Here is a 22,972-nt window from a genome sequence, read left to right as displayed (position 1 = left end):
GGCCTTTTAAAATTCTAATTTACCAGCTATTATGACAAATTTTACTTGTTCAACAATAATTCTTTTTGACCGAACAATAATTCAGATTTAATCCCGCGATTTTGACAATCAGAGATTAATTTGTTTGCTTCAGCGAAAGCCCGAGTTTCTTCAGGATTTTCAAAAGACATCAGATAACTCAACCAAGGTTCATATCCCATTGCATACACATAAACTTCTTTCGGTTGTAAACTGTCAATTAAAGCGATGGCTTTTTCGCAATCGCTACCACTCGATAGGCGGGATCGATCCATTTTTCGCGGTAACGGTTTAATTAATAAAGGTCCATAAGCCCAACTAAGGGGCGCTCCATCACATTGAACCCCCAGAAAAATTATATCTATTTTTCCCACAGCTTCTCGAATATTATCGTAAATCTTGAATTCGCAATTACTTGAGTCTGCTCCCACTACGATCGCGTTATCTTGCAAGTTTACCAAATATGCTATTTTAGATCTAATTTTTAAATCTGCGTGTTCTCCCAAAAAAGGTAAACCTGTAATTTTTCCACCTGGTACCTCTATTGTTTCTATTTCGTCAATCTCAATTACTTGTTTAAAACCAATATTTTGCAACAGTAATTTCAGTGATGGATCTGTTAACTCGCCCCCATTATTCTTAGGTACAATCACTGTTTTAGTTTTGTGACGCAGTTGCAACAAAGCTTCCAGCATAAAGTGATCGTGGTGAGCGTGAGTAATTAGTATATAATCTATACTATCGGGTAGATCGGCATAGGTGTAACGGGAAATTTCACCATCATATTGATAGCTAATTAGAGGATCGCACAAAATGCTTGCATCTCTTGATTCAATCAAAATACAAGCGTGACCAAAATAACGAACCCTTACGTGTTCTTCTGTATATTTGCTTATTGGTAATGGAACTGACTCGGTAAAAAACGATTCAAACAAAGTTCGATCGCCGTTTTTAATATCTAACACTTCCTCAATAAAACCTAATGGTTGGGAAGTTTGTTTCATTTTAAACAACTCATCTAGACCGTCAGACTTGAAACAAGTATCGATCCGAAAACTATTTTCAGATTCAAGCCTGGGGGTACTGAAAATAAAGGGACGCTCGTCTTTGTCAACTAAACACAGGGACACACTTTGCAATTCTTCTTTGTAAAACTTGCTTCTATATAACAATCCTTCTATAAAGCGAACTGACGGTTGATTGTTAATATCGTAAGCAAGTTCTACGTAACCTTTTAAGACATCGGGTACATCTTGATAAAGAGGCTCGATCGAATAACCTTTAGCTTCATCCATTAACAATAAATTAAGGTTTTTAATTGCTTCTGCTAACTGTATTAGTTCCTTTCCATCTTCTTGAGTTTTTTGCATCAGATGTTTAATTTCTTCGACTCTACTTTCGTCGTAGTTAATGAAAGGCCCTCCTTTCATTTTGGGATTTTTCAAAGCTGAAACATGAAAATGGGGAGTTGCTACAAATGACTCCATGATCTTTAAATGGGAATTAACCATGTACATGGCAGCAGTGGTTGGCGAGATCAAGTAAGGCCAAGCATACCATTGATTAAATAATGGCTCTGGTTGTACATTTTCTTTTAAATAGACTGTTTTGTTACTCATTTTCTCACTTTTTGGCTTTATAACTTAAGAACGAAGTTTCCGAGTTGAGAAGTGGAATTTATTTAATTGGTGGCTGCAAAGGAAGTGCTGGTAACGCTTTTTGCCAAACGCGACAAATTGTGTTGGCCAAGTTCCTGAATTGGTTAAAGTTAAATAAACTTAATTACTTAGCTCTCCACCATCAGGTTAATCTGATAATACTAGGCTTGACATCCTTACGAAAGTTCAACGGCAATTTTTCAAAGATGTTACCACACTTGCCGCATTCCTTAGAACTCGGAAACCATCGGTCAATCTTGACCAACGTGCGATCGTACCAGTCACAGTTGTATTCAAGATCCCTCGCCACGAAGTTCAAGGGCGGAACCTGGGGCTGTAGCAATTCGGCGCGATTTGAATCGTATCTTTGGTTTGAGCAGGGAGAATAGATACTGCGCTCTACCCGACCTGCCAAAGAAAATATCGTACAAAACAGACTGTGTAAGGGTTTCAGGCATACTTGTCACCCCGTCAGGCATCCAGCAGGTCGATCGCCGTATCCTGACGGTGCTCGAAACAATGATATAACTTTTGGCAAAATTGCTGAAACTGGGCGATCGTCCGTTATAGTTCTTCTGGGGTCTGAAGCACTCCGAAGACGGGAAATAAATATTGCTACTCAACCGGACTTCGGGCAAATTGTCCAAAGTCCAATAAAGATCACCACTCAAGATCGTAGTTTTATGCCTAAGTCCGCTAAAGAAGATATCTTGCTGCCTTTGACTGATGCCCAAAAACAACACTGGATTTTAGCCCAACTAGAGAACGAGAATTCAATTGCCTACAACCAATCAATCAGCGTGCAAATGCGCGGTTCACTGAGCTTGTCAGCGATGCAGAGGGCAATACATAAAGTCGCAGATCGCCACGAAGCTTTACGGACCAGGATTTTGCCTTCGGGAGAGCAACAACAGGTTTTGCCCGTGCTTAATTTAGAGCTACCCCTATTGGACTTCTCTAATCTAGATAGTAGTGAACGCAACCTGAAAGCGGCTGATTGGTTTGACAAGGAAAGCCGAAATATTTTTCAAGTGAATGAGAGACCACTTTGGCGTATTCACGTTCTTAAGCTAGAAGAAGAACTCCATTGGTTAGTGTTGAGCGCCCATCACATCGGACTGGATTTTCGCTCAATGCTCTTGATTCTCCAAGAGTTAGGAGTTCGGTATTCAGCGGAGTGTCAGGGAGAAACTTGTCAATTACAGGAGCCAAAGCAATTTCAAGAATATATAAATTGGCAAATAGAGCAAAGCCATACTTTGGAAATGGCAAATTCCCAAGCTTACTGGTTGGAGAAATTGGCTGGCGAACTTCCGGTATTAGATTTACCGACAGACTGGAATCGTCCCGGTAATAGAGATTTTCATACAAACACTGAAACTGTAAATCTAGATGAGCAGGTAAGTCAAAAACTTAAAATATTTAGCAGGGAAAGAAGTTGCACTATTTTTGGAACTCTGCTGGCAGTATATTTTGTATTGCTACATCGACTGTCAAGGCAGACCGATATTATAGTAGGAGTGCCGACAGAGGGACGGTACTTGGAAGGCAGTGAAGAATTGGTTGGCTGCTGTGGAAATTTATTGCCAATCAGAAGTTTTCTGGAGAGCAATATCATATTCTCAGACTATCTCAAACAGATTGAAAATGTCTGGTCAGAAGCCGAAAAACATAAAAAATATCCCTTTGCCAGATTGAGCGATAAACTGAACACTCAAAATGCCACGAGAAACTCGCCTTTGCTCGCAACAATGTTTAGCTTAAATCAGCCAATTGTTGTGCCGCAGATGTGGGGGCTGGAAACAATTTTATATCCTCAGCCCAGCGATTTTAAGGATTATGACTTGTATTGGAAAATCACTGAAACAGATGGGCAGCTAACATTGGCAGCCAGTTATAGTACGCAGTTGTTTGCATCTGAAACAATTAAGCGCTGGTTGGGACACTTTCAGACGCTGCTAGAGGCAATATTAGAAAACCCAGAACAGAATATCAACGAATTACCGCTACTCAATAGGGAAGAATATCATCAGTTGTTAGTGGAATGGAATAACACTGAAAGTGATTACCCGTTCGATAAATGTATCCATGAATTGTTTGAAGAACAGGTACAGCAGACACCGGATAATGTGGCAGTAGAACAGGGGAACAAGCAACTAACTTATTCTCTGTTAAATGACCGGGCCAATCAACTGGCGCGTTACTTGGAAACCCTTGGCGTAGGACCAGAAGTCCTGGTCGGAGTCTGTGTAGAACGTTCTTTCGATGCGATCGTGGGGGTGCTAGGAATTATCAAAGCTGGTGGTGCTTATGTGCCTCTAGATCCCAGTTATCCTCAAGAACGTTTGGCATATATGTTGAACGATTCTGGGCTGAAGGTTATCCTGACACAGGAAAAATTAGTTGCCTCGTTACCTGAAAATCAGGCTAAGTCGATTTGTTTGGATAGAGATTGGGAAGTAATTGACAAATATAGCAAACAGAATGGGGTGAATAAAGTTAAAGCGAATAATTTGGCTTATGTCATTTATACTTCTGGATCTACTGGTAAACCTAAAGGTGTTTTAAATACTCATCTTGGATTGTGCAATTTAGCATTATTTCAGAGCAAAGGTTTTCATGTTAAATCAGATAGCCGCATTCTCCAGTTTGCTTCTTTGAGCTTTGATGCCTCAGTATGGGAAATTTTTGCGACACTCATTTCTGGTGCAGCATTGGTTCTAGGCACATCAGATACATTGTTGGTAGGACAGAATTTGCTAGAGTTGTTGCGCGAACATTCGGTTACTCATGCCACAATCGGACCTGCTGCTTTGGCGGTGTTGCCTTCAGACCAATTGCCATCTTTAGAGGTCTTGATTGTAGCTGGAGAAGCCGTATCGAGTGAGGTGGTCAGGAAATGGTCTTCTGGACGACGTTTGTTTAACGCTTACGGTCCTACGGAAGCGACTGTTTGCGCTACGGTAGCCCAGGTGCAGGATGCCAGCCAGAAGCCGCCGATCGGTCGCCCCATTGCTAATGCTAAAGTTTACATCCTTGACAGCTATCTTCAACCTGTACCCATAGGAGTACCTGGGGAACTTCATATCGGCGGACTAGGGGTAGCAAGAGGCTATCTCAACCGGGAGGAGTTAACAAATTCAAAATTTATTGCCGACCCTTTTAGTTCGGTTTTGGGCGATCGCCTCTACAAAACTGGAGACTTGGCTCGTTATCTTCCTGATGGGAATATAGAGTTTATCGGGAGGATAGACCATCAGGTAAAAATTCGCGGTTATCGGATAGAACCAGGAGAAATTGAAGCTTTGTTAAGCCGCCACCCCCAAGTGCGGGAAGCGGTGGTTGTTCACAGGGAAGACCAATCGGGTGATAAGCGCTTAGTAGCTTATGTCGTTCCAGAAATTGACAAACAAGATGTGGTGCGAGAGGGTAATGAAACCTCTGTTGAACTCTGGCCTTCTGTGGCGGAATACTACGTCTATGATGAACTGTTGTATTACGCCATGACCAACGATTACCGTCGCAATCAAAGCTATCAAGTAGCTATTAACCAGTCGGTCAAAGATCGGGTGGTTGTAGAAGTTGGGACAGGAAAAGATGCGATTTTAGCAAGATTATGTGCGGAGGCTGGGGCAAGAAAAATTTATGCGATCGAGCGAGATGCAGAAACAGCCAAGCTTGCGGAAACTTGCGTTGCCAATCTGGGGTTATCCGATCGAATCACGATTGTTCATGGAGATGCCACTGAGGTAGTATTACCAGAACTGGCAGACATCTGCGTTTCAGAAATTGTGGGTTCTATTGGCGGTTCGGAGGGTGCTGCTGTAATTATCAATGATTCTCGGAGGTTACTCAAACCAGATGGGGCAATGATTCCCGAAAGAAGTGTTACCAAGATTGCCGCTGTGACACTTCCCGATGAAATTTTGTCCGATCCGAAATTTACCAATGTTTCTGGGCATTACACTGATAAGATATTTGGGCAAGTAGGATATCCCTTTGATTTGAGAGTCTGTATTAAAAGGTTTCCTAAATCCAATTTGCTGTCTGACATACAAGTATTTGAAGATTTAGACTTCACTAAACCAGTAAGTTTAGAAGCAGCCCATGAAGTAGAGTTTGAAATCGTCAAGTCTGGAAGATTAGACGGTTTTCTCGTTTGGCTCAACCTGCATACAGTCAAGGGAGAGGAAATCGATATTCTGGAACACGAACATTGCTGGCTACCCATTTACTTTCCAGTTTTTGAGCCTGCAATCTCAGTGTCAAAAGGCGATAAAATCGAAGCAATTTGTCAAAGAACTCTTTGCGACAATCAACTGAATCCAGATTACGGGATTAAAGGGCGATTGCTAAAAACAAACGGGGAAGCGATCGAATTTGAACATCAGTCTTATCACTCAAAGAAATTGTTCAAGCAAACTCCTTTCTATCAGCGATTATTTGCTGATTTTTCTGGTTCAGTAAATGCCCGAGTTAACAGCGGTAAGCAAGAGGCGGGACTGGGAAACAAAATCGGGGAATATTTGCGGAAACATCTTCCCGAATATATGATGCCTTCCGCTTTCGCGATCGTGCCAAGCTTGCCTCTGACACCTAATGGAAAGGTAGATCGCAAAGCACTACCAGCTCCCAACTTAAGTACAAGATCTGATGTGGATTACGTCAAACCAAATTCCGGAATAGAAAAAATTATTGCTGAGGTTTGGCAAGATGTGCTTGGGATAGAAAAAGTAGGAATCAACGACAATTTTTTTGAATTGGGCGGAAATTCCTTATTAGTGGTGAAGGTTTACAATCAATTGCTAGCAAATGCAGATGTTGGGTCACAAAAGCTTTCGATGGTAGAGTTGTTTAAGCATCCAACCATAGCGGCTTTGGCTAAACATTTGAGCGGGAAAATCAATAATTCTTCTGAGTCAGGTAAAGCTTATGGTGAGGCTCGCAGCGCCGCTCAAGAAGCCAGGTCGCAACAGCGAGACCTCAGACAAAGACATCGTTCTCAGAAAAAATAGGAAGTGAGGAGTATAATTGACATCTATGTTAATGTTTGAGACTATCTCGCTTTTTTTAATTTTCAATAATCATGAGTAGAGAACTATTTTATAGCTTTGCGATCGCTCAAATACCCAAAATTTTAACCTTGCTCGATCGCAATCCGCACAGCCCAACTTACGGTTGTTGCGATCGCAACTTTTGGCACTACAAAATCATTGATTTTCCCAGCGGTATGGCGCAAGAATTTGTCTTGCCCCTAGCTTTGGCTTACGATACCAACGTGCCAGACAACCCGTTTTACCGCCAATCAACAATCAGAGAATGGGTAGAGGCCGGTATTCTCTACGCCGCCAAAAGCGCACACAAAGATGGTTCCTGCGATGATTATTTTCCCTACGAAAGAGCTGGGGGAGCAGCGGCTTTCTCGCTGCTAGCCTGCGTTGAAAGTTACACCCTCATCGGACTGAACAACCCTAAGATTTTAACTTTCTTTGAAAAGCGAGCTGATTGGCTAGCTCACCACCATGAAAGCGGACGGCTAACCAACCACCAAGCCTTAATTGTACTGTGTTTGGAATTGGTTTCAAAGCTGTTGTCTACTGCTAAATGGGATGCAATCAAACAGCAACGCTTAGAAAAGGTATTGTCTTGGCAAAACCCCGAAGGCTGGTTTCAGGAATATGAAGGCTGCGATCCAGGTTATCACACCTTAACAATTTCCTGTCTGGCAAGGATTTATGAATTGAGACCAACAACAAAGCTAAAAGATGCGATCGTCCTCGCCGTTGACTTAGCCTCACATTTTGTTCATCCCGATGGTTCTTTTGGAGGTGAATATACCAGCCGCAACACCTACAATTTCTTCCCGCACGGTTTCGAGTTGGTCGGAAAATGGCTGCCCAAAGCTTTACACATTAATGACAGTTTTCTCATCGGACTTGCTAACGGTAAAACGCCATGTTACGCTGACGACCACATCATCGGTCATCATACGTGGAATTATTTATTAGCTTGGCGAGATTTTGTCCTCGATCGGCCCCTACTACCCCCACGACCTACAGGTCGCCTGTGGTTGAAAGAAGCGCAAATTTTGATCGATCGCCGCCACGACACCGAACTTTATTTAGCACTCAACAAAGGCGGAGTATTCAAACTCTTTCGCGGCTCTGAGCTTGTGGCTTCCGATACCCAATTCTCGTTGCAAGTCAGAAAAGGTAAAACCATTAAAAATGCAGTGGCTCATCTGATAGATTCTTATCAAGTCCATTTGACAGAAGACGAAGTTTCTATTCAGGGACAACTCGGTTGGGCTAAACAGAAGCAAATGACAACGATAAATTTATTATTGCTGCGAGTCGTTATGCTTAGTTTTGGGCGTTTCTTTCCTAACTTAATTCGCAAATTACTGCAAAAAATGTTGATTACAGATAAGAAAAAAGCCCCCTTCCATTTTGAACGTCAATTGCGCTGGGAAAATGGCAAGTGGCGCGTCACAGACCAACTGCAAGCAGAGTCTTGGGAAAATGTCGTTAGTGGAGGTATTGGCTGCGACCAAACCTCAATTTATGTAGTTATGAGCCGAACTTTTCAAATAGGTCAAATACAGCCTTGGCTTGACCTCACAGAGAAAATCAAACAAATAGCCCCCCGTCAACCGTTAAAATTAGAGCGCAATCTTTAAAAAAGATGGAATATTCCGTTGGAATATATAGCGGTTCTCAGAAAGAAGAGGTACGTAGTTGGGCTTTAGCCCTCTTAGTTATTGTAGTTATATAATCTATCAATCATACCTCACCACGCTTGAGAAAGGCTATAGAATCCTATTTAGATACGTTGGTCAGGAGCTAAAATATCCTTGAATTTGAGAGCTTTCGCGCTAAATCGGTTTTCACCAATCTTTTGAGCGATCGTTTCTACTGCCAGTTGATATCAGGTCCGATCGATTAACCATCATATCCCGGTCGGGGCGGGTTTTTGAGATGGGAGATTGTTGGCAGGTATTGTTGGCTCACGGGCCCCTACAAAAATCGCGATCGCTCGACTGGACATGATATGATTTCCCATTGACCTAATCAGTTTATCAGTATATTATGAGACATTTTTTTCCTGATTTTTCAACTTTTCAAACATCCTCTAAATATATGAAACAATCTCGGCTAATTTTTATTATTCTCACGAGCATCTCAAGTTTACTGTTAGTATTTGTGGCTTTGAAGAATCCTCAGAGTCTTTATAGCGATAGTGCGTGGCAGATGAAGGCGTTACAACAGTTTATTACTGGAGACTCCCCTTCGTTTAATCATCTAGTAAGACCTAGTTATAATGACCTTGCTGTTAATGAGGCTATATGGATTACTTGGTGGCCTCCAGGAACTAATTTGCTAACCTATCCACTGGTGGCACAGGGAATACCAGTGGGTATGAGTATCCGCATAATTGCGATCGCCAGCTTTGTTTTAGGTTCTCTAGGTTGGATCTGTTGGTTTTCTCTGTTCGATCTTCCTATTTGGATAGGGGGAATTCTGGCTGTTACTATTCCTAGTCTGCGCTATGGCAATCATGCTTTGTTTCAGTATTCTGCCGAAGTGCTAGTTTATGCTTATGCTCCTTGGTTGCTGTTAGCTACTTATCAATTTAGTAAATTTTGGAAAAATGAAACTATTTATATTAAAAATTGGGTAAAAACTTTCATCATTTCTCCTGTAATTGGCTTAATTATCGGCTTTGCTTTTATTTTAAAATACTCACTCTTATTTGTTGTATTAGGGGCGTTGATTTATCTAGGATTTCAATGTGCTACCAATAAATATATACAGAAAAAAAATAGTCAATTAACAGCTTATCTATTAGTCTGCTTATTTTCTGCTATTCCCTTGTTAACTCTCAGCTTAGTTAACCAAAATTTAGGGAAAACAGCAAATCTTGTTACAGGTACAGCTAAAATAATTAGCTTAAAATGGCAAACCTTTATCTATTTGATAGCTAATCCTGCACTAGCTATGACAGATGCCGAATTACTTGGGAAAACTTTGCTCCTTAATTTTCAACTTTCGAGCGCTCCAAATTCGCTTTGGATAGGTTTAATCGGCCTTCCCGGAGGTATATTGTTGTTATGGTTGATTTTACGCCGTCAGGAGCGAGCAGTATCAGAAGCCAGCTTATTAGCTAAAATTGTATTTTTTACCAGTATGGCAGCTATATTTGGTATTTGGTCAATTGGTGCAACTGTTAGTTACGAAGCGCGTCATTTAACCGCAGCAAGTCTGGCTATTTTACCTGTAGCTTTACAATCGGGATGCGAACTATGGAACAAAAAGTCTGATAGCTTTTTAATCAAAGTTTCTTTGTGTATTGCTGCCATCTTTTATCTTGCTATTCCTGTGGCTTATAGCAGTACGTCTATTTTTGTTAAGGCGCGGGAAACGTCCGTTAATTATACGCCAGCTTCCAGCCAAATATATAACCCTTGGTTAGCTTCTCAAGACTTAGCTAGGGTTCGGACAGAATTAGTCAAAGATTTTAACGATCAAACAGATATTTGGTATCTACCAGAGCCGCTTGCGGCACTAGACTTACCAGGAAGAGCAATCATTACTCATGCTGATTTTTACGGAGGTTTACAAGATACAAACTTACATCGGCAAGCTTTTTATACTAGCATCCCTCTGCGCGTTCACGTTCTCTTGCCGCCTAGTTTTGAAGATAACGGTAAAGGTGCGCTGATCAGATCGTCTTTTCCCCAAGCAGATGAATGGATTAGTCGGGAAATAGAGCAAAGTAATTACGTTAAATGGATATCAACCTTAGAAGTGAAATAAATGTTTCATTTTTCCTTTTCACCCTTGAGATACTTCTTGATAATCTGGAGAGTCTTTTAGCAAAAATTCTCCCAAAAATGGCAAACCGCCCAGGGCAGGTAACAGATATCGCGAGGTACAAAGTAGGGCTAATGCTGCAGATGTAGGGGCATCGAAATAGGGCTGATAAAAAAAGATTAACGCCGCGTCGCGAGTTCCAACTCCCGCAAAAGTTAAAGGCAGTAAACCTGCTAAAATTGCTAGGGGTGAAAGGGCTAGATTTGCTAAAAACGGTGTCCATGCCCCCAGTGCTAGGATAAATAGCCAAATTTGTAATAAATGTAGCAGCCAGATTGAGATAGAAACAATAGTTATCTTAGCTAATTGAGCTTTGTCGGTCCAGAAATAATTTTGCATTTCCAGCCAAGATACCTGCAAACTTTCTAGTTTAGGAGCAATTTTAGTTGGCGCTATTTTAACCGCATTTTTGAAAAAAATCTCAGCAATTTTTGATGAACTCAGCAATAAAATACCTGCTAACAGTCCGAAAGCAACGCTGCTAGTCATTAGCCAAAACAACCAATCTTTTGCAGGATAAATTATTAAACCAAATGCACACCAGAGTAGCAATGATAATAAATCGCAAGCTTTCTCAAAAACCACTAAAGATAGAGACAGGGAACCATCTAAATGTCCTCGCTGCTTCATAAAATAAGCTTTGGCAATGTCCCCCATTTTTGAGGGTAATAACATATTTAAGACGCTAGACGCTAGGATTAAGCGATTGGCTTCGCCAAATCCTAAAGTTTGCCCTCTTGGCATTAGTTGTTGTAGCCGCCAAGAAGTCAACATTGTTAGGGGAACAACCATGCCTAGGCTAACTACCATCCACCCGCCCTGACAATTCTTAAATACCTTGATTAATTCATGCAAGTCTATTTTCCAGTAGATGGCTACCAGAATCAATAAACTAACAATTAAAGATATAATTTTTGTCGCTCCTGTCTTCGATATAGATTGTTGTTCTGCCATTTTTTATTAACCTTTCCTTGTGAATTTTGAGTTAATTTAATTAGAGCATTTATTCCAACGACTTTGCCGTTGAATTTCTTCGAGTAGTTTCCGGTTAGCTGCTATTAAGTCGGCAACGAGACCAAAGATCCACAGTTGAAATCCAATTAGAATTAAGATAGCAGCAAGAATTAAGCTGGGAAGGCGGGTTCTTTCGCTCCCCATAAAGAAATATATCAGCCAGCGAATCCCTAAAACAGTACCAATGCTTAAGGGGATATTTCCCAATAAAAAAAAGAAGTATAGGGGCTTGTACAGCGTGAAAATGCGGAGAATGGTAAAAAACGATCGCACGACATAACTCCAATTGCTTCGCACTAGACGAGATGGCCGTAATGCCGGATTTGTTTGAATCGGTACTGAAGTAATTGCTATTCCTTGTTGCCCTGCTTGGATAATTGTCTCAATGGTGTAGGTATAATTATTAAAAACATTGATTTGCATAACGGCTTTCCTACTGAAAGCACGAAAACCGCTAGGGGCATCGGGGATATCGGTATTAGAAGCAATGCGTACTACCCAACTTCCAAGTTTTTGCAGCAGCTTTTTCAAGGGAGAAAATTCATTATTTGTCTCAATAGATCTAGCCCCTACTACTATTTCTGCTTCTTCCAGAAGAATAGGCTGAATTAATTTGAGAATGTCAGCGGCACAGTATTGATTGTCTGCATCTGTATTGACAATAATATCTGCGCCAGCTTGGACAGATGCTTCTAGCCCGGCCATAAAAGCTTTGGCGAGACCTTGGTTTTGGGGTAAATTGACGATATGATCTACTCCGTGGGATTTTGCTACTTCTATTGTGCGATCGCGACTGCCATCATTGATTACCAACCATTCGACGGTATCGACTCCAGATAACTGACGCGGCAGTTCTTTCAGAGTTATACCTAGTGTTTCTTCTTCGTTGTAGCAGGGAATTTGGATAATCAGTTTTGTCATTTGACTGGGGACTTGAGATGAGATTTTTTTTACTGAATCAGGACTGACACTGACCCTCTAAACTTAAAATGCCCAGTACCCATCTTATACTAAGTGGTAGTTAGCAATTTAACTTACAGCGGGCGATCTGGGGAGAAGAATTTACGCAACAGATCTGCCATTGGGTATTATACTACCTGTAGCTATATTTTTCACCGTCACAATCTGCAAATTATGTCCCAATACTAGGCGAACTGCCGTTTGCCCTTACTCGACTATACAAATGCAATTAGTAGTCGCGTTACGAGTAAGGCTATTAAATAAACTTTATTGAAATGATGCAAACGTGTTATAGTTGAGGTTTTCCAAATAATATACATATAATATGTACGTAACGTACATTTTTAGGAAATTGTAAATATTTACTAAAATTTTTATAAGAGGCAGTCAGGCATCATATAATTACTTGGTTAATCCTGTCGTAAAAAAAATATGACTGGAAAAAAAATTGTTTGATTTTTTTATTGGTATTACATGAATGATTTAGAAATAGCAGTAATCGGCATGTCATGTCGTTTACCTGGTGCAAAAAATATCGAAGAATATTGGCAAAACTTGCTCTCTGGTGTCGAGTCAATTTCTAGGTTCTCAGATGACGAGTTGTTAGCTGAAGGTGTAAAACCAGAGTTGTTTAGTAACCCTGACTATGTAAGAGCTGGTGGAGTGCTGTCAGAGATAGATATGTTCGATGCCAGTTTCTTTGGTTTTAGTCCCAGCGAAGCTAAGTTAATGGACCCGCAACAACGTATGTTCTTAGAATGTGCGTGGGAGGCAATAGAGAAGGCAGGTTACAACCCAGAAATCTATGATGGTCTAATTGGCGTTTATGCAGGGGTAGGTATCAACACTTATTTACTTAATAATATTTATCAAAATCCAGATATATTGAAGTTAGTTAATCTGCACCAACTTGTGACAGCCAACGATAAAGACTATTTGCCGACGCGAGTGTCTTATAAGCTGAACTTGAAGGGACCTAGCATCAACGTGCAAACGGCGTGTTCTACGTCATTGGTAGCAGTGCATCTGGCTTGCCAAAGTTTGTTGAATGGTGAATGCGATATGGCTTTGGTAGGTGGGGTGTCGGCGCGAGTTCCTCACAAAGTAGGCCACTTGTATGAAGAAGGAATGATCTTATCGCCAGATGGACATTGTCGTGCTTTTGATGCTGAAGCAAGAGGGACTGTAGGCGGAAATGGTGTAGGAATTGTTGTTCTTAAACGACTCTCAGATGCGATCGCCGATGGAGACTGCGTTCACGCGACAATTAAAGGCTCGGCTATTAATAATGATGGTTCATTGAAAATAGGCTATACAGCTCCTAGCATAGACGGTCAAGCAGCAGTTATTGCGGAAGCTCAGGCCGTGGCAGGGGTCGAACCAGAAACAATTACTTATATCGAAGCTCACGGTACGGGAACAAATTTGGGCGATCCCATTGAAATAGCAGCACTTTCACAAGCTTTTAGGGAAAAGACCGATCGGAAAAACTTCTGCGCGATCGGCTCAGTCAAAACTAATATAGGTCATACGGATGCAGCATCTGGTGTCGCGAGCTTGATTAAAACGGTATTAGCGTTGAAAAACAAGACAATACCTCCTAGCTTGCATTTTGAAAAGCCAAACCCTAAAATTGATTTTGCCAATAGTCCTTTCTACGTTAATAATCGCTTGTCAAAATGGGAAACTAATGGTTTTCCGCGCCGCGCTGGGGTCAGTTCCTTTGGGATTGGAGGCACTAATGCCCATATTATTTTAGAGGAAGCGCTACCGACCGAAGCATCAGGAGAATCACGTCCTTGGCAAATTCTAGTAATTTCAGCCAAAACAAGTGATGCCTTAGAGCAAAGAACAAAAGATATAGCAGCCTATTTCCAGCAAGAACCGGAACTGAACATCGCGGACGCAGCATATACTCTGAGTATGGGTCGCCAAGCATTCAACCACCGACGGATGCTTGTTTGTCAGCAGCTTGATGAAGCGGCGATCGCCCTAAATAAATTAGAACCTACACAAGTTTTTACCAGCAATATCGAACCAAAAGAACGACCTGTCGTGTATATGTTTTCAGGACAGGGTTCTCAGTATGTTAATATGGGGCGTGAATTGTACGACAGCGAATCAATCTTTAGGGAGCAAGTCGATCGCTGCGCGGAATTATTACTGCCGGAACTAGGAATCGATCTGCGCCTGGTACTCTATCCGAGTGCGGAAAAAACGGAGGTTGCAGCCCGAGAACTCAAACAAACAAAAATAGCACAACCAGCTCTATTCGTAATAGAATATGCCTTGGCGCAGCAGTGGCAAGCTTGGGGAGTGCAGCCAGAAGCGGCGATCGGTCATAGTATTGGAGAATATGTAGCAGCTTGTATAGCAGGGGTTTTTTCATTAGAAGATGCCCTGTCTTTAGTGGCAGCCCGTGGGGAAATGATGCAGCAAATGCCGATCGGTGCTATGCTTTCCATTTTTCTTCCTAAAGAAAAAGTACAAACCTTATTGGGAACAGAACTATCATTAGCAACAATTAACTCTCAGTCTAGTTGCGTAGTTTCAGGTCCGGTAGCAGCAGTCGAGGCTTTAGAAAAACAACTCGCATCTCAAGATATTCAATGTCGTCGCCTGCAAACTTCCCATGCTTTTCATTCCTGGATGATGGACCCGATGTTAGACGGCTTTGCAAGGCGGGTAAAACAAGTTAACCTTCAGCCTCCAAAAATTCCCTACATCTCCAACCTGACTGGCAAATGGATTACAGTAACCCAGGCGACAGATCCTAACTATTGGGTAAGGCATCTGCGTGAAACCGTGCTATTTGAAGAAGGTTTGCAAAATTTATTGCCAGATCCCGATCGCGTATTGCTAGAAGTGGGACCGGGACGAACCTTGAGTACCCTAGCTAAAAGACATCCAGATAAATCTACAGCGCAGCTAGTATTAACATCGCTGCGTCACCCTCAAGAAGAACAGGCAGATCTAGCTTTTCTCCTCGATACTTTGGGCAAGTTATGGTTGGCTGGAGTCAAGGTGGATTGGTCTGAATTCTACAGTAGGGAGCGACGCCATCGTCTGCCATTGCCTACCTATCCCTTTGAACGCCAGCGTTACTGGATTTCACCTCAAAAACAGTCACAGGAGGTTGGTCAACCAAACCGGTCAGGTGAAGAAGGTAAAAAGCAAGATATTTCCGATTGGTTTTACACCCCGTCTTGGAACAGGTCTCAGCCCGGGGCAGCTAAACAGGGCAAACTACCAGCTAGCGTCCTGGTGTTTATTGATGAATACGGTTTGGGCGACCAACTGGCAAAACAGCTACAAGAACAAAGTCGAGAGGCGATCGCGGTTAAGATTGGCGAATCCTTTACCAAGCTGCACGAGGGCTTGTATGCTATCAATCCAAGAGAAATCAAGGACTATGAGAGATTGTTCGCAGAACTACCGGCCATTCCCAAGACAATCGTGCATCTGTGGAGTTTGGCAGGAGATGACCGTCCCCCGTGCGACTGGGAGGGAATTGAAGAAGTTTTAGATCGAGGCTTTTACAGTCTGCTGTTTCTCGCTCAAGCATTAGGGAAACAGAACTTAAATGATGATTTTCAACTCGCCGTCGTCTCCAATAATTTGCAAAATGTGACCGGACAAGAACGGTTGCGTTCAGAACAGGCAACAATCATAGGACCGGTGAAAACCATCCCCCAGGAATATCCTACTTTTAACTGTCGGAGTATCGATCTAGAAATTCCTCAAGCGGGAACCGAACAGTATCAGGAAACGATAGACCAACTGATGACCGAGTTGAAAATTCCTGCCTCTGATGAAGTGATCGCTTACCGAGGACAGCATCGCTGGGTACAAACTTTTACACCCATACCCTTGGAAGACAAACCAAATGAGGGGATACAACGATTAACCGCAGGAGGAGTCTATCTAGTAACAGGCGGAATGGGAGGTATTGGACTGGTATTAGCAGAATATCTGGCGCAGACAGTACAAGCAAAATTGGTTCTGATCGGGCGATCGGCTTTTCCAGAACGAAACGAGTGGTCAGAGTGGTTGGCGACTCACGACTCAGCAGAAAACGTTAGTTGCAAAATTCGGAAATTGCAAGAACTGGAAAAATTTGGCGCTGAAGTTTTACCTTTGCGTGCAGACGTTGCTGATTTTCAACAGATGCAAAAGGCGATCGGTCGCGCCAAGCAACATTTTGGTAAAATCAACGGAGTTATCCACGCCGCCGGAGTGCCTGGTGGCGGCTTGATTCAGCAAAAAACGCGAGAAATGGCTGAAAAAATTCTCGCTCCCAAGGTAAGGGGTACTCTCATTCTCGACGCCCTTCTCAAAGATACTCAGCTAGATTTCTTTGTTGTTACCTCTTCACTAAATTCCCTTATCCCTGTATTGGGTCAAGTTGACTATTGTGCTGCCAATGCTTTTCTAGACGCATTCGCTCAGTATAAAAACTCCAAAGGTAAATTCACAGTATCTATCAACTGGGATGCTTGGCAAGAAGTTGGTATGGCAGCGGCGACGGCAGAAAAATCAACAGGAACAAAAGCCGATTACTCGCAGATCGCTCACCCGTTATTTGATAGCGTTATGGGAGTAGATGAAAGCAACAAAAAAATATACATATCTAACATGAGTATCAGTAAAAACTGGATACTCCAAGAACATCTTGTTATGGGACAAGCAACTATTCCCGGAACTGCATACTTAGAAATAGCGAGAGCAGCTTTTGAACACCTCACTCATAGCGAAACCGTTGAACTGCGGGAAGTATTTTTCTTGACTCCATTAACTGTGAAAGCAGACGAAGAGAAAGAAGTAAGAACAATTATTACTAAAAATGGAAATGAGTGGGAATTCGAGATAGTTAGCAAATTGAATTCCGATTCACAGCAGTGGCAAAAACATTGTGTTGGAGAAATTGTCAGCCTAGAAGTAGAGAAACCTACGCAACTTGCAATCCAAAAACTAGAAGCAAAATGTCTAGAACACCAACAAACCCCCATTCTAGTAGAAAAACCGCAAGCAAGTTTGATAGAATTCGGTCCCAGATGGGACAATGTAAAATGGGTAAAGTTTGGTCAAAATGAGGGATTAGCCTTTCTGGAACTGAACGAAAACTTTATAGCTGACATCAAAGACTATAAATTGCACCCAGCTTTATTAGACACAGCTACCGGTTTCATGGGCTTGAAAAATCAAGATGGCGCTTACCTGCCGTTTTCTTATAAAAAAGTCAAGCTTACTAGACCGATACCAGAAAAAGTCTACAGCTATATTACACAACAACCAGTTGATGGTAAATCGTCCAGTTTGAAAATGAATGTTACCATCGCAGACGAAATGGGAGTGGTGATAGTAGACATAGAAGAGTATACTCTCAGGAAGATCGATGGCAGCAAATAATACCATCAAAATCTGGGGTAAGATACTTTGCAGTACCTATTTGTTAGCAGGCTTATTCACACAAATCTAAAGTTGTTAAAATGCCTGTTCTAGGTATTTCAGCTTACGATCGTGAGAGTGCGGCAGCTTTAGTCGTTGATGGTGAAATTGTTTCGGCTGTTCAGGAAAAACGCTTATTGTCTAAAACAGGCAAGCATCAACTTGTCAGACATCGACCAAATTGTGTTTTATGAAAAGTTATTGTTCAAATTTGAACGGCTACTGGAAACCTACTTAACCTATGCGCCCAGAGGTTTTCGCTCATCGATCACCGCCATGCCAATCTGGTTGAAAGAAAAGCTGTATCTAAAAACGCTACTGAAAAAAGAATTGGCTACAATAGCGGCGTGTAAAAGTTCTCAATTGTCCCCACTATTGTTTACTGAACATCACCAAGCACATGCTGCTTCTGCTTTTTTTCCCAGTCATTTTGAGCGTGCCGCCGTTTTATGTTTAGATGGTGTAGGAGCTTGACCGTCCCCGTCCCTATATGGTATTAGTAGTACCAGTCAAAAAGAATTTACGAATTCCTATGACAAAGGAGGAAGAACAACTATTTGGCATTGACAAGCTGAAAGTCAAGCGTTCCCAGCTTCCATCGGTGCCCCGTGTTGATTGCACTGCTCGCATTCAAACCGTTCACAAAGAAACCAATCCTCGTTACTATGATTTAATTTGTCATTTTGAGACACTAACTGGTTGTGCGATATTGGTGAATAGTTCTTTTAATGTAGGTGAACTGATTGCTTGTCAAGCATAAAACGCTTATTGCTGTTGTATGAGAACGGAAATGAACTATTTAGTTTTAGACAATTTATTGTTAACTAAACCCGAACAGCCACAGATGCCTGAAGATGATTCATGGAAAACTTTTTGACTTAGATTAACCCAAGAGAACTTCAATCATGGAGCAGATAACAGAACTTGACAAAAAAGGTCTACGAGAATTCGGACTGATTGGCGGAGCAATTGTGGCGATTTTGTTTGGTCTTGTATTACCAATAACACGTCATCATTCTCTGTCGATTTTGCCGTGGCTGATTGCTGGAGTTCTATGGATTTGGGCACTAATTGCACCCGCAACTCTCAATTTGTTTTACCAAACCTGGATGAGGATTGGACTGGTTCTAGGTTGGATACAAACACGAATTATGCTTGGGGTTGTATTCTATATAATCATTGTGCCAATGGGATTGATGAAACGGCTGTTAAATCAAGACTCATGGGCGCGAGGCTTCCAGTCAAACTTACCTACTTATCGCCAAAGCAGCCGGATAAGAACTAAAGAAAGTATGGAGAAACCATTCTGATGTTAAAAGACAATTTGTAATTTCTGAAAGACCGTAGTGCGTTCATCAAGCAGCAACAAAAATACTGGTTAATTCCTTTAATTGTGACTCTAGTTATTTGAGGAGGTTTGATTGTTTTTGCTCAATCTTCTGCGCTCGCGCCTTTCATTTATACCCTTTTTTTTAAAAAAATAAATGGATTGATAACGAAATAAAAATTTTACTTGATAATGATGAAGTTTATCGGTAAAAGGTTTGATTTGATGAAAAGATTTGATGGCGAAAAGTGACGGCTGAATACTTACACTTAACTCGAGCTTGAAATATGATAGAGATAGAACCAAAAACGGAAAAAGAACAGTTTTTTCTGGAAAGTGAAAACGTTTGCTTGGAAATTGCCGAACTAGGACTACTGGACACTCTCAAATTTCAGTCAGTGCCCCGCGTCCAACCCGGGTATGGTGAAGTAGAAATAGAGGTTCTGGCAACGGGTCTGAATTTCAAAGATGTACTCCGAGCATTGGGGATGATGCCGGTGGAACCGGGTGTACCTGTTAGATTTGGCTTGGAATGTGCTGGAAAAATAGTCAAATTGGGAGATAAAGTTGAAGGATTTGAAATTGGAGACGAAGTCATAGCTTTTGGTTCCAACTGTTTTAGTAGGTATCTAAGAAGTTCTACAGAATTAATTGTTAAAAAACCCAAATTTCTCAGTATAGAAGAAGCCGCAACAATACCAGTAGCCTTTATGACTGCTTACTATGGCTTAATAGAATTGGCAAGGCTGCGACGTGGAGAAAAAGTTCTGATTCATGCTGCCACAGGAGGCGTGGGCATGGCGTCTGTACAAGTGGCTCAGTGGGTGGGAGCAGAAATTTTGGCAACGGCTGGCAACCCAGAAAAACGCGCATTTCTGCAAGGACTGGGGATAGAATATATTATGGATTCCCGGTCTCTGGATTTTGCTGATGAAGTGATGCAATACACCAACTGTAAAGGTGTAGATGTCATTTTGAATTGCTTAGCTGGAGAATTCATAGCAAAGAATTTTGCGATTATGGCTCCCTACGGACGTTTCATAGAAATAGGGATGCGGGATATATACAGTAATAGTCAATTCGGTCTAGAACCATTTAAAAAAGGTTTATCTTTATTTGCGCTGTTAGTGGGGCCTGAACTTCCAAAATTTAGTTCTATTTTTCGAGATATCGTGCAAGAATTTGAAAAAGGGAGTTTTAGTCCGCTTCCGGTTAAGGTATTCTCGGCAATGTCCGTGAATGAGGCTTTCGCATATATGGCGCGGGCTAAACATATCGGGAAGATTGTGGTGTCTTTCCCGGGGCTGGCGGAACATAAAAGTCAGGAAAGCCAGGGAAAAAATGGCCGGGTCTCTGTTCCGGATGTCAATTACCGCAGTCGTGAAAGAGAGCTCAGTCAAGGGATACTGCCGAAAGAAGGTTTAGAAGCTTTTAGACGAATTTTGGGCGCTAACCTACCCCAGGTTGTAGTATCTACCGTCGATTTGACAACAAGGCTAAAGCAAGCGACACAGACTGCCGGAGGTATTTTCTTAAAAGAATCAAAATCAGCAGCACCAGTATCCTCAGTTGCCCATCCTCGCCCCCAACTCAATAGTGCTTACATAGCCCCTAGCACCGATGTTGAGAAAAAGGTGGCTAAAATATGGCAAGATTATTTGGGAATTGACCAAGTGGGGGTTCATGATAACTTTTTAGATTTAGGTGGCGATTCTTTGCTGGCTACGCAAGTCATTGCTAGATTGCGGGAAGTTTTTTCTGTAAAATTATCTTTGGCTAGTTTGTTTGAAGCCCCTACGATTACCCAGATGGCTAATCATATTGAAGGCATGATTTCTGCCCAGCGGGGACTCAAAGACACAAGCAATATAACAGATAGAGAAGAAATAGAAATTTAATATGAAAAGCACTTCGGATTTTTTATTAGATTTGCAAAAGCAGGACATCAAAGTTTGGGTAGAAGGGGCTCGCCTGCGATGTAATGCGCCGAAGGGAATGCTCACATCAGAATTACAGGCTGAATTGACAGCTCGCAAGCAAGACCTGATAGCATACTTGCAGCAACAGGAGCAAGGGGCTTTAGAAGAAACATTTCCTTCTATTCGTCCAGTTTCCCAAACTCAAGAGCTACCTTTAAGTTGGACTCAGCAACGACTTTGGTTTCTAGATAGACTAGAAGGAGGAAGTAACGCTGCTTATAATTTGTCAACGGTCTTAGAGATAAATGGCAACTTAAATGTCAAAGCTCTAGAACAAACCTTAGCTGAAATCATTAAGCGTCATGAGATATTGCGTACCACTTTCAAGTTAGTAAATGGTACACCAGTCCAAGCGATCGACCCCGGCTTAACTGTAAGATTACCTGTCATCGATTTGCAGCATTACTCAGAGGTGGAAAAAGCTTCCCAAGCCCGACGGTTAGCTATTGAAGAAATATCACGAACGTTCGATCTAGCTAACGGCCCGTTGATGCGGAGTAGTTTGTTGCAACTAGGTTCAGAATCTCACATTCTGCTCGTTACCATGCATCATATTGTCTTTGATGGGTGGTCTACAGCAATCTTTGTTAAAGAATTGTCTACTTTATATCAAGCCTTTGCAAAAAACTTGCCTTCACCTTTAGCAGACTTACCAATTCAGTATGCTGACTTTGCGGTTTGGCAGCGCCAGTGGCTTAACGAAGATATCCTAAAACCCAAGCTAGACTATTGGAAACAAAAACTCGCTGGGACACCGCCATTGCTAGAACTGCCGACCGATCGCCCCCGTCCTCTAGTAGATAGTATGCAAGGAGATAGCGAGACATTTCAGTTAAGCGCAGAGGTAACTGAAAATCTCAAAAATCTCAGTAAGAGGTCTGGAGCTACTCTTTATATGATTCTGTTAGCAGCTTTAGCAACTTTATTGTTTCGTTACAGTTCTCAGAAAGACATTGTTATTGGTTCTCCGATCGCCAACCGTTACCCTAAAGAGACAGAGCCACTCATTGGACTATTTATTAATACGTTGGTATTGCGGATTAATTTGGAGGAAAATCCAAGTTTTCTGGAATTATTAACTCGGGTGCGTCAAGTAACTTTAGAAGCATACGAAAATCAGAATGTTCCTTTTGAAAAGCTAGTAAAAGAACTTAATGTAAAACGAGATTTGAGTCGCAATCCTTTGTTTCAGGTATGGTATACTCTGCAAAATACGGCAGTTGAAGGATTAGAATTAACTGGTTTGCAAGTGCGATCGCTGGAATTCGAGAACCCAACTGCGATTTTTGATTTAGAATTTATTCTAGAATATATACCAGAAGGCATAAAAGGTCGGTTGAGATATAAAACAGATTTATTTGAGGCATCGACAATAGTTCAAATGCTAAAGAGTTTTCAAACACTGCTACAAAGTATTGTAGAAGAACCAGAGCGCCGGCTAAGTAATTTAAGACTTTTGACAGATGAAGAAACAGGAGGTTACAGTATACGTAGCTTTCCTGATGCGGAGCTAAGTCAAAACGAGTTCGAGAAGTTGATGATGGAAATTGCAAAGATTTCTGTTCAGTCTCTGTAATAACCTTTATCTCGGGTGGAATAACTTAAAATCTTCATTCAACCGAGCAATTGATGGCATTAAGCCTTCATCTTCGTCCTTATTATCAGCGCGATAACCAAGTCCAAAAGCTTATTAAG

At 41.7% G+C, this 22,972-nt stretch carries 14 protein-coding genes and 1 pseudogene; 11 read left to right on the top strand and 4 right to left on the bottom strand.

Annotated features, from left to right (window positions below; translation table 11 throughout):
* Positions 1–41: 41 nt before the first annotated feature.
* On the bottom strand, positions 42–1,637 hold the full coding sequence (locus QUA80_RS14110; protein ID WP_333425421.1) for an MBL fold metallo-hydrolase: 1,596 nt from the start codon (positions 1,635–1,637) through the stop codon (positions 42–44).
* A gap of 181 nt (positions 1,638–1,818) precedes the next feature.
* On the bottom strand, positions 1,819–1,986 hold the full coding sequence (locus tag QUA80_RS14105; RefSeq protein ID WP_333425445.1) for a zinc ribbon domain-containing protein: 168 nt from the start codon (positions 1,984–1,986) through the stop codon (positions 1,819–1,821).
* A gap of 373 nt (positions 1,987–2,359) precedes the next feature.
* Between QUA80_RS14105 and QUA80_RS14100 the strand changes: the two genes are divergently transcribed.
* The 3 genes from QUA80_RS14100 to QUA80_RS14090 all read left to right on the top strand — a co-directional run bounded on the left by QUA80_RS14100 (position 2,360) and on the right by QUA80_RS14090 (position 10,492).
* Positions 2,360–6,691, top strand: coding sequence for an amino acid adenylation domain-containing protein (locus QUA80_RS14100; protein ID WP_333425420.1), 4,332 nt, complete (start codon positions 2,360–2,362; stop codon positions 6,689–6,691).
* 71 nt (positions 6,692–6,762) lie between these two features.
* Positions 6,763–8,355, top strand: a complete 1,593-nt coding sequence (locus QUA80_RS14095; RefSeq protein ID WP_333425418.1) for a hypothetical protein — start codon at positions 6,763–6,765, stop codon at positions 8,353–8,355.
* Positions 8,356–8,815: 460 nt separating this feature from the next.
* The gene (locus QUA80_RS14090; protein WP_333425416.1) at positions 8,816–10,492 is read left to right on the top strand and encodes a hypothetical protein; all 1,677 of its coding nucleotides are present in this window, start codon (positions 8,816–8,818) and stop codon (positions 10,490–10,492) included.
* A gap of 18 nt (positions 10,493–10,510) precedes the next feature.
* Here QUA80_RS14090 and QUA80_RS14085 read toward each other — a convergent pair whose 3' ends face one another.
* A complete protein-coding gene (locus QUA80_RS14085) occupies positions 10,511–11,503 on the bottom strand; it encodes a lysylphosphatidylglycerol synthase transmembrane domain-containing protein (RefSeq protein WP_333425414.1) in 993 nt (330 codons plus the stop codon).
* Positions 11,504–11,539: 36 nt separating this feature from the next.
* The gene (locus tag QUA80_RS14080) at positions 11,540–12,484 is read right to left on the bottom strand and encodes a glycosyltransferase family 2 protein (protein ID WP_333425412.1); all 945 of its coding nucleotides are present in this window, start codon (positions 12,482–12,484) and stop codon (positions 11,540–11,542) included.
* Between the two features lie 513 nt (positions 12,485–12,997).
* Here QUA80_RS14080 and QUA80_RS14075 point away from each other — a divergent pair.
* From QUA80_RS14075 to QUA80_RS14040, 8 genes and pseudogenes are all read left to right on the top strand, one after another.
* The gene (locus QUA80_RS14075; RefSeq protein ID WP_333425410.1) at positions 12,998–17,932 is read left to right on the top strand and encodes a type I polyketide synthase; all 4,935 of its coding nucleotides are present in this window, start codon (positions 12,998–13,000) and stop codon (positions 17,930–17,932) included.
* A gap of 80 nt (positions 17,933–18,012) precedes the next feature.
* Positions 18,013–18,165, top strand: coding sequence for a hypothetical protein (locus QUA80_RS14070; protein ID WP_333425409.1), 153 nt, complete (start codon positions 18,013–18,015; stop codon positions 18,163–18,165).
* The gene (locus tag QUA80_RS14065; RefSeq protein ID WP_333425407.1) at positions 18,134–18,445 is read left to right on the top strand and encodes a carbamoyltransferase N-terminal domain-containing protein; all 312 of its coding nucleotides are present in this window, start codon (positions 18,134–18,136) and stop codon (positions 18,443–18,445) included. The genes QUA80_RS14070 and QUA80_RS14065 overlap by 32 nt, the downstream gene beginning before the upstream one ends.
* A gap of 58 nt (positions 18,446–18,503) precedes the next feature.
* The gene (locus QUA80_RS14060; RefSeq protein WP_333425405.1) at positions 18,504–18,731 is read left to right on the top strand and encodes a carbamoyltransferase C-terminal domain-containing protein; all 228 of its coding nucleotides are present in this window, start codon (positions 18,504–18,506) and stop codon (positions 18,729–18,731) included.
* A gap of 145 nt (positions 18,732–18,876) precedes the next feature.
* On the top strand, positions 18,877–19,281 hold the full coding sequence (locus QUA80_RS14055) for an SxtJ family membrane protein (RefSeq protein WP_333425403.1): 405 nt from the start codon (positions 18,877–18,879) through the stop codon (positions 19,279–19,281).
* Between the two features lie 23 nt (positions 19,282–19,304).
* A pseudogene (locus tag QUA80_RS14050) lies at positions 19,305–19,475 on the top strand (DUF5989 family protein).
* A 110-nt stretch (positions 19,476–19,585) separates the two neighbouring features.
* Positions 19,586–21,196, top strand: a complete 1,611-nt coding sequence (locus tag QUA80_RS14045) for a zinc-binding dehydrogenase (RefSeq protein WP_333425401.1) — start codon at positions 19,586–19,588, stop codon at positions 21,194–21,196.
* A 1-nt stretch (position 21,197) separates the two neighbouring features.
* On the top strand, positions 21,198–22,853 hold the full coding sequence (locus QUA80_RS14040; RefSeq protein WP_333425399.1) for a condensation domain-containing protein: 1,656 nt from the start codon (positions 21,198–21,200) through the stop codon (positions 22,851–22,853).
* Positions 22,854–22,972 lie beyond the last annotated feature (119 nt).

It is taken from the genome of Microcoleus sp. F4-D5, from assembly GCF_036704885.1.
In the GTDB taxonomy this organism is placed as follows: Bacteria; Cyanobacteriota; Cyanobacteriia; order Cyanobacteriales; family Microcoleaceae; genus Microcoleus.
The sequence above is the reverse complement of the archived record's forward strand: the minus strand, read 5'-3'. Positions and strand labels throughout refer to the sequence as shown.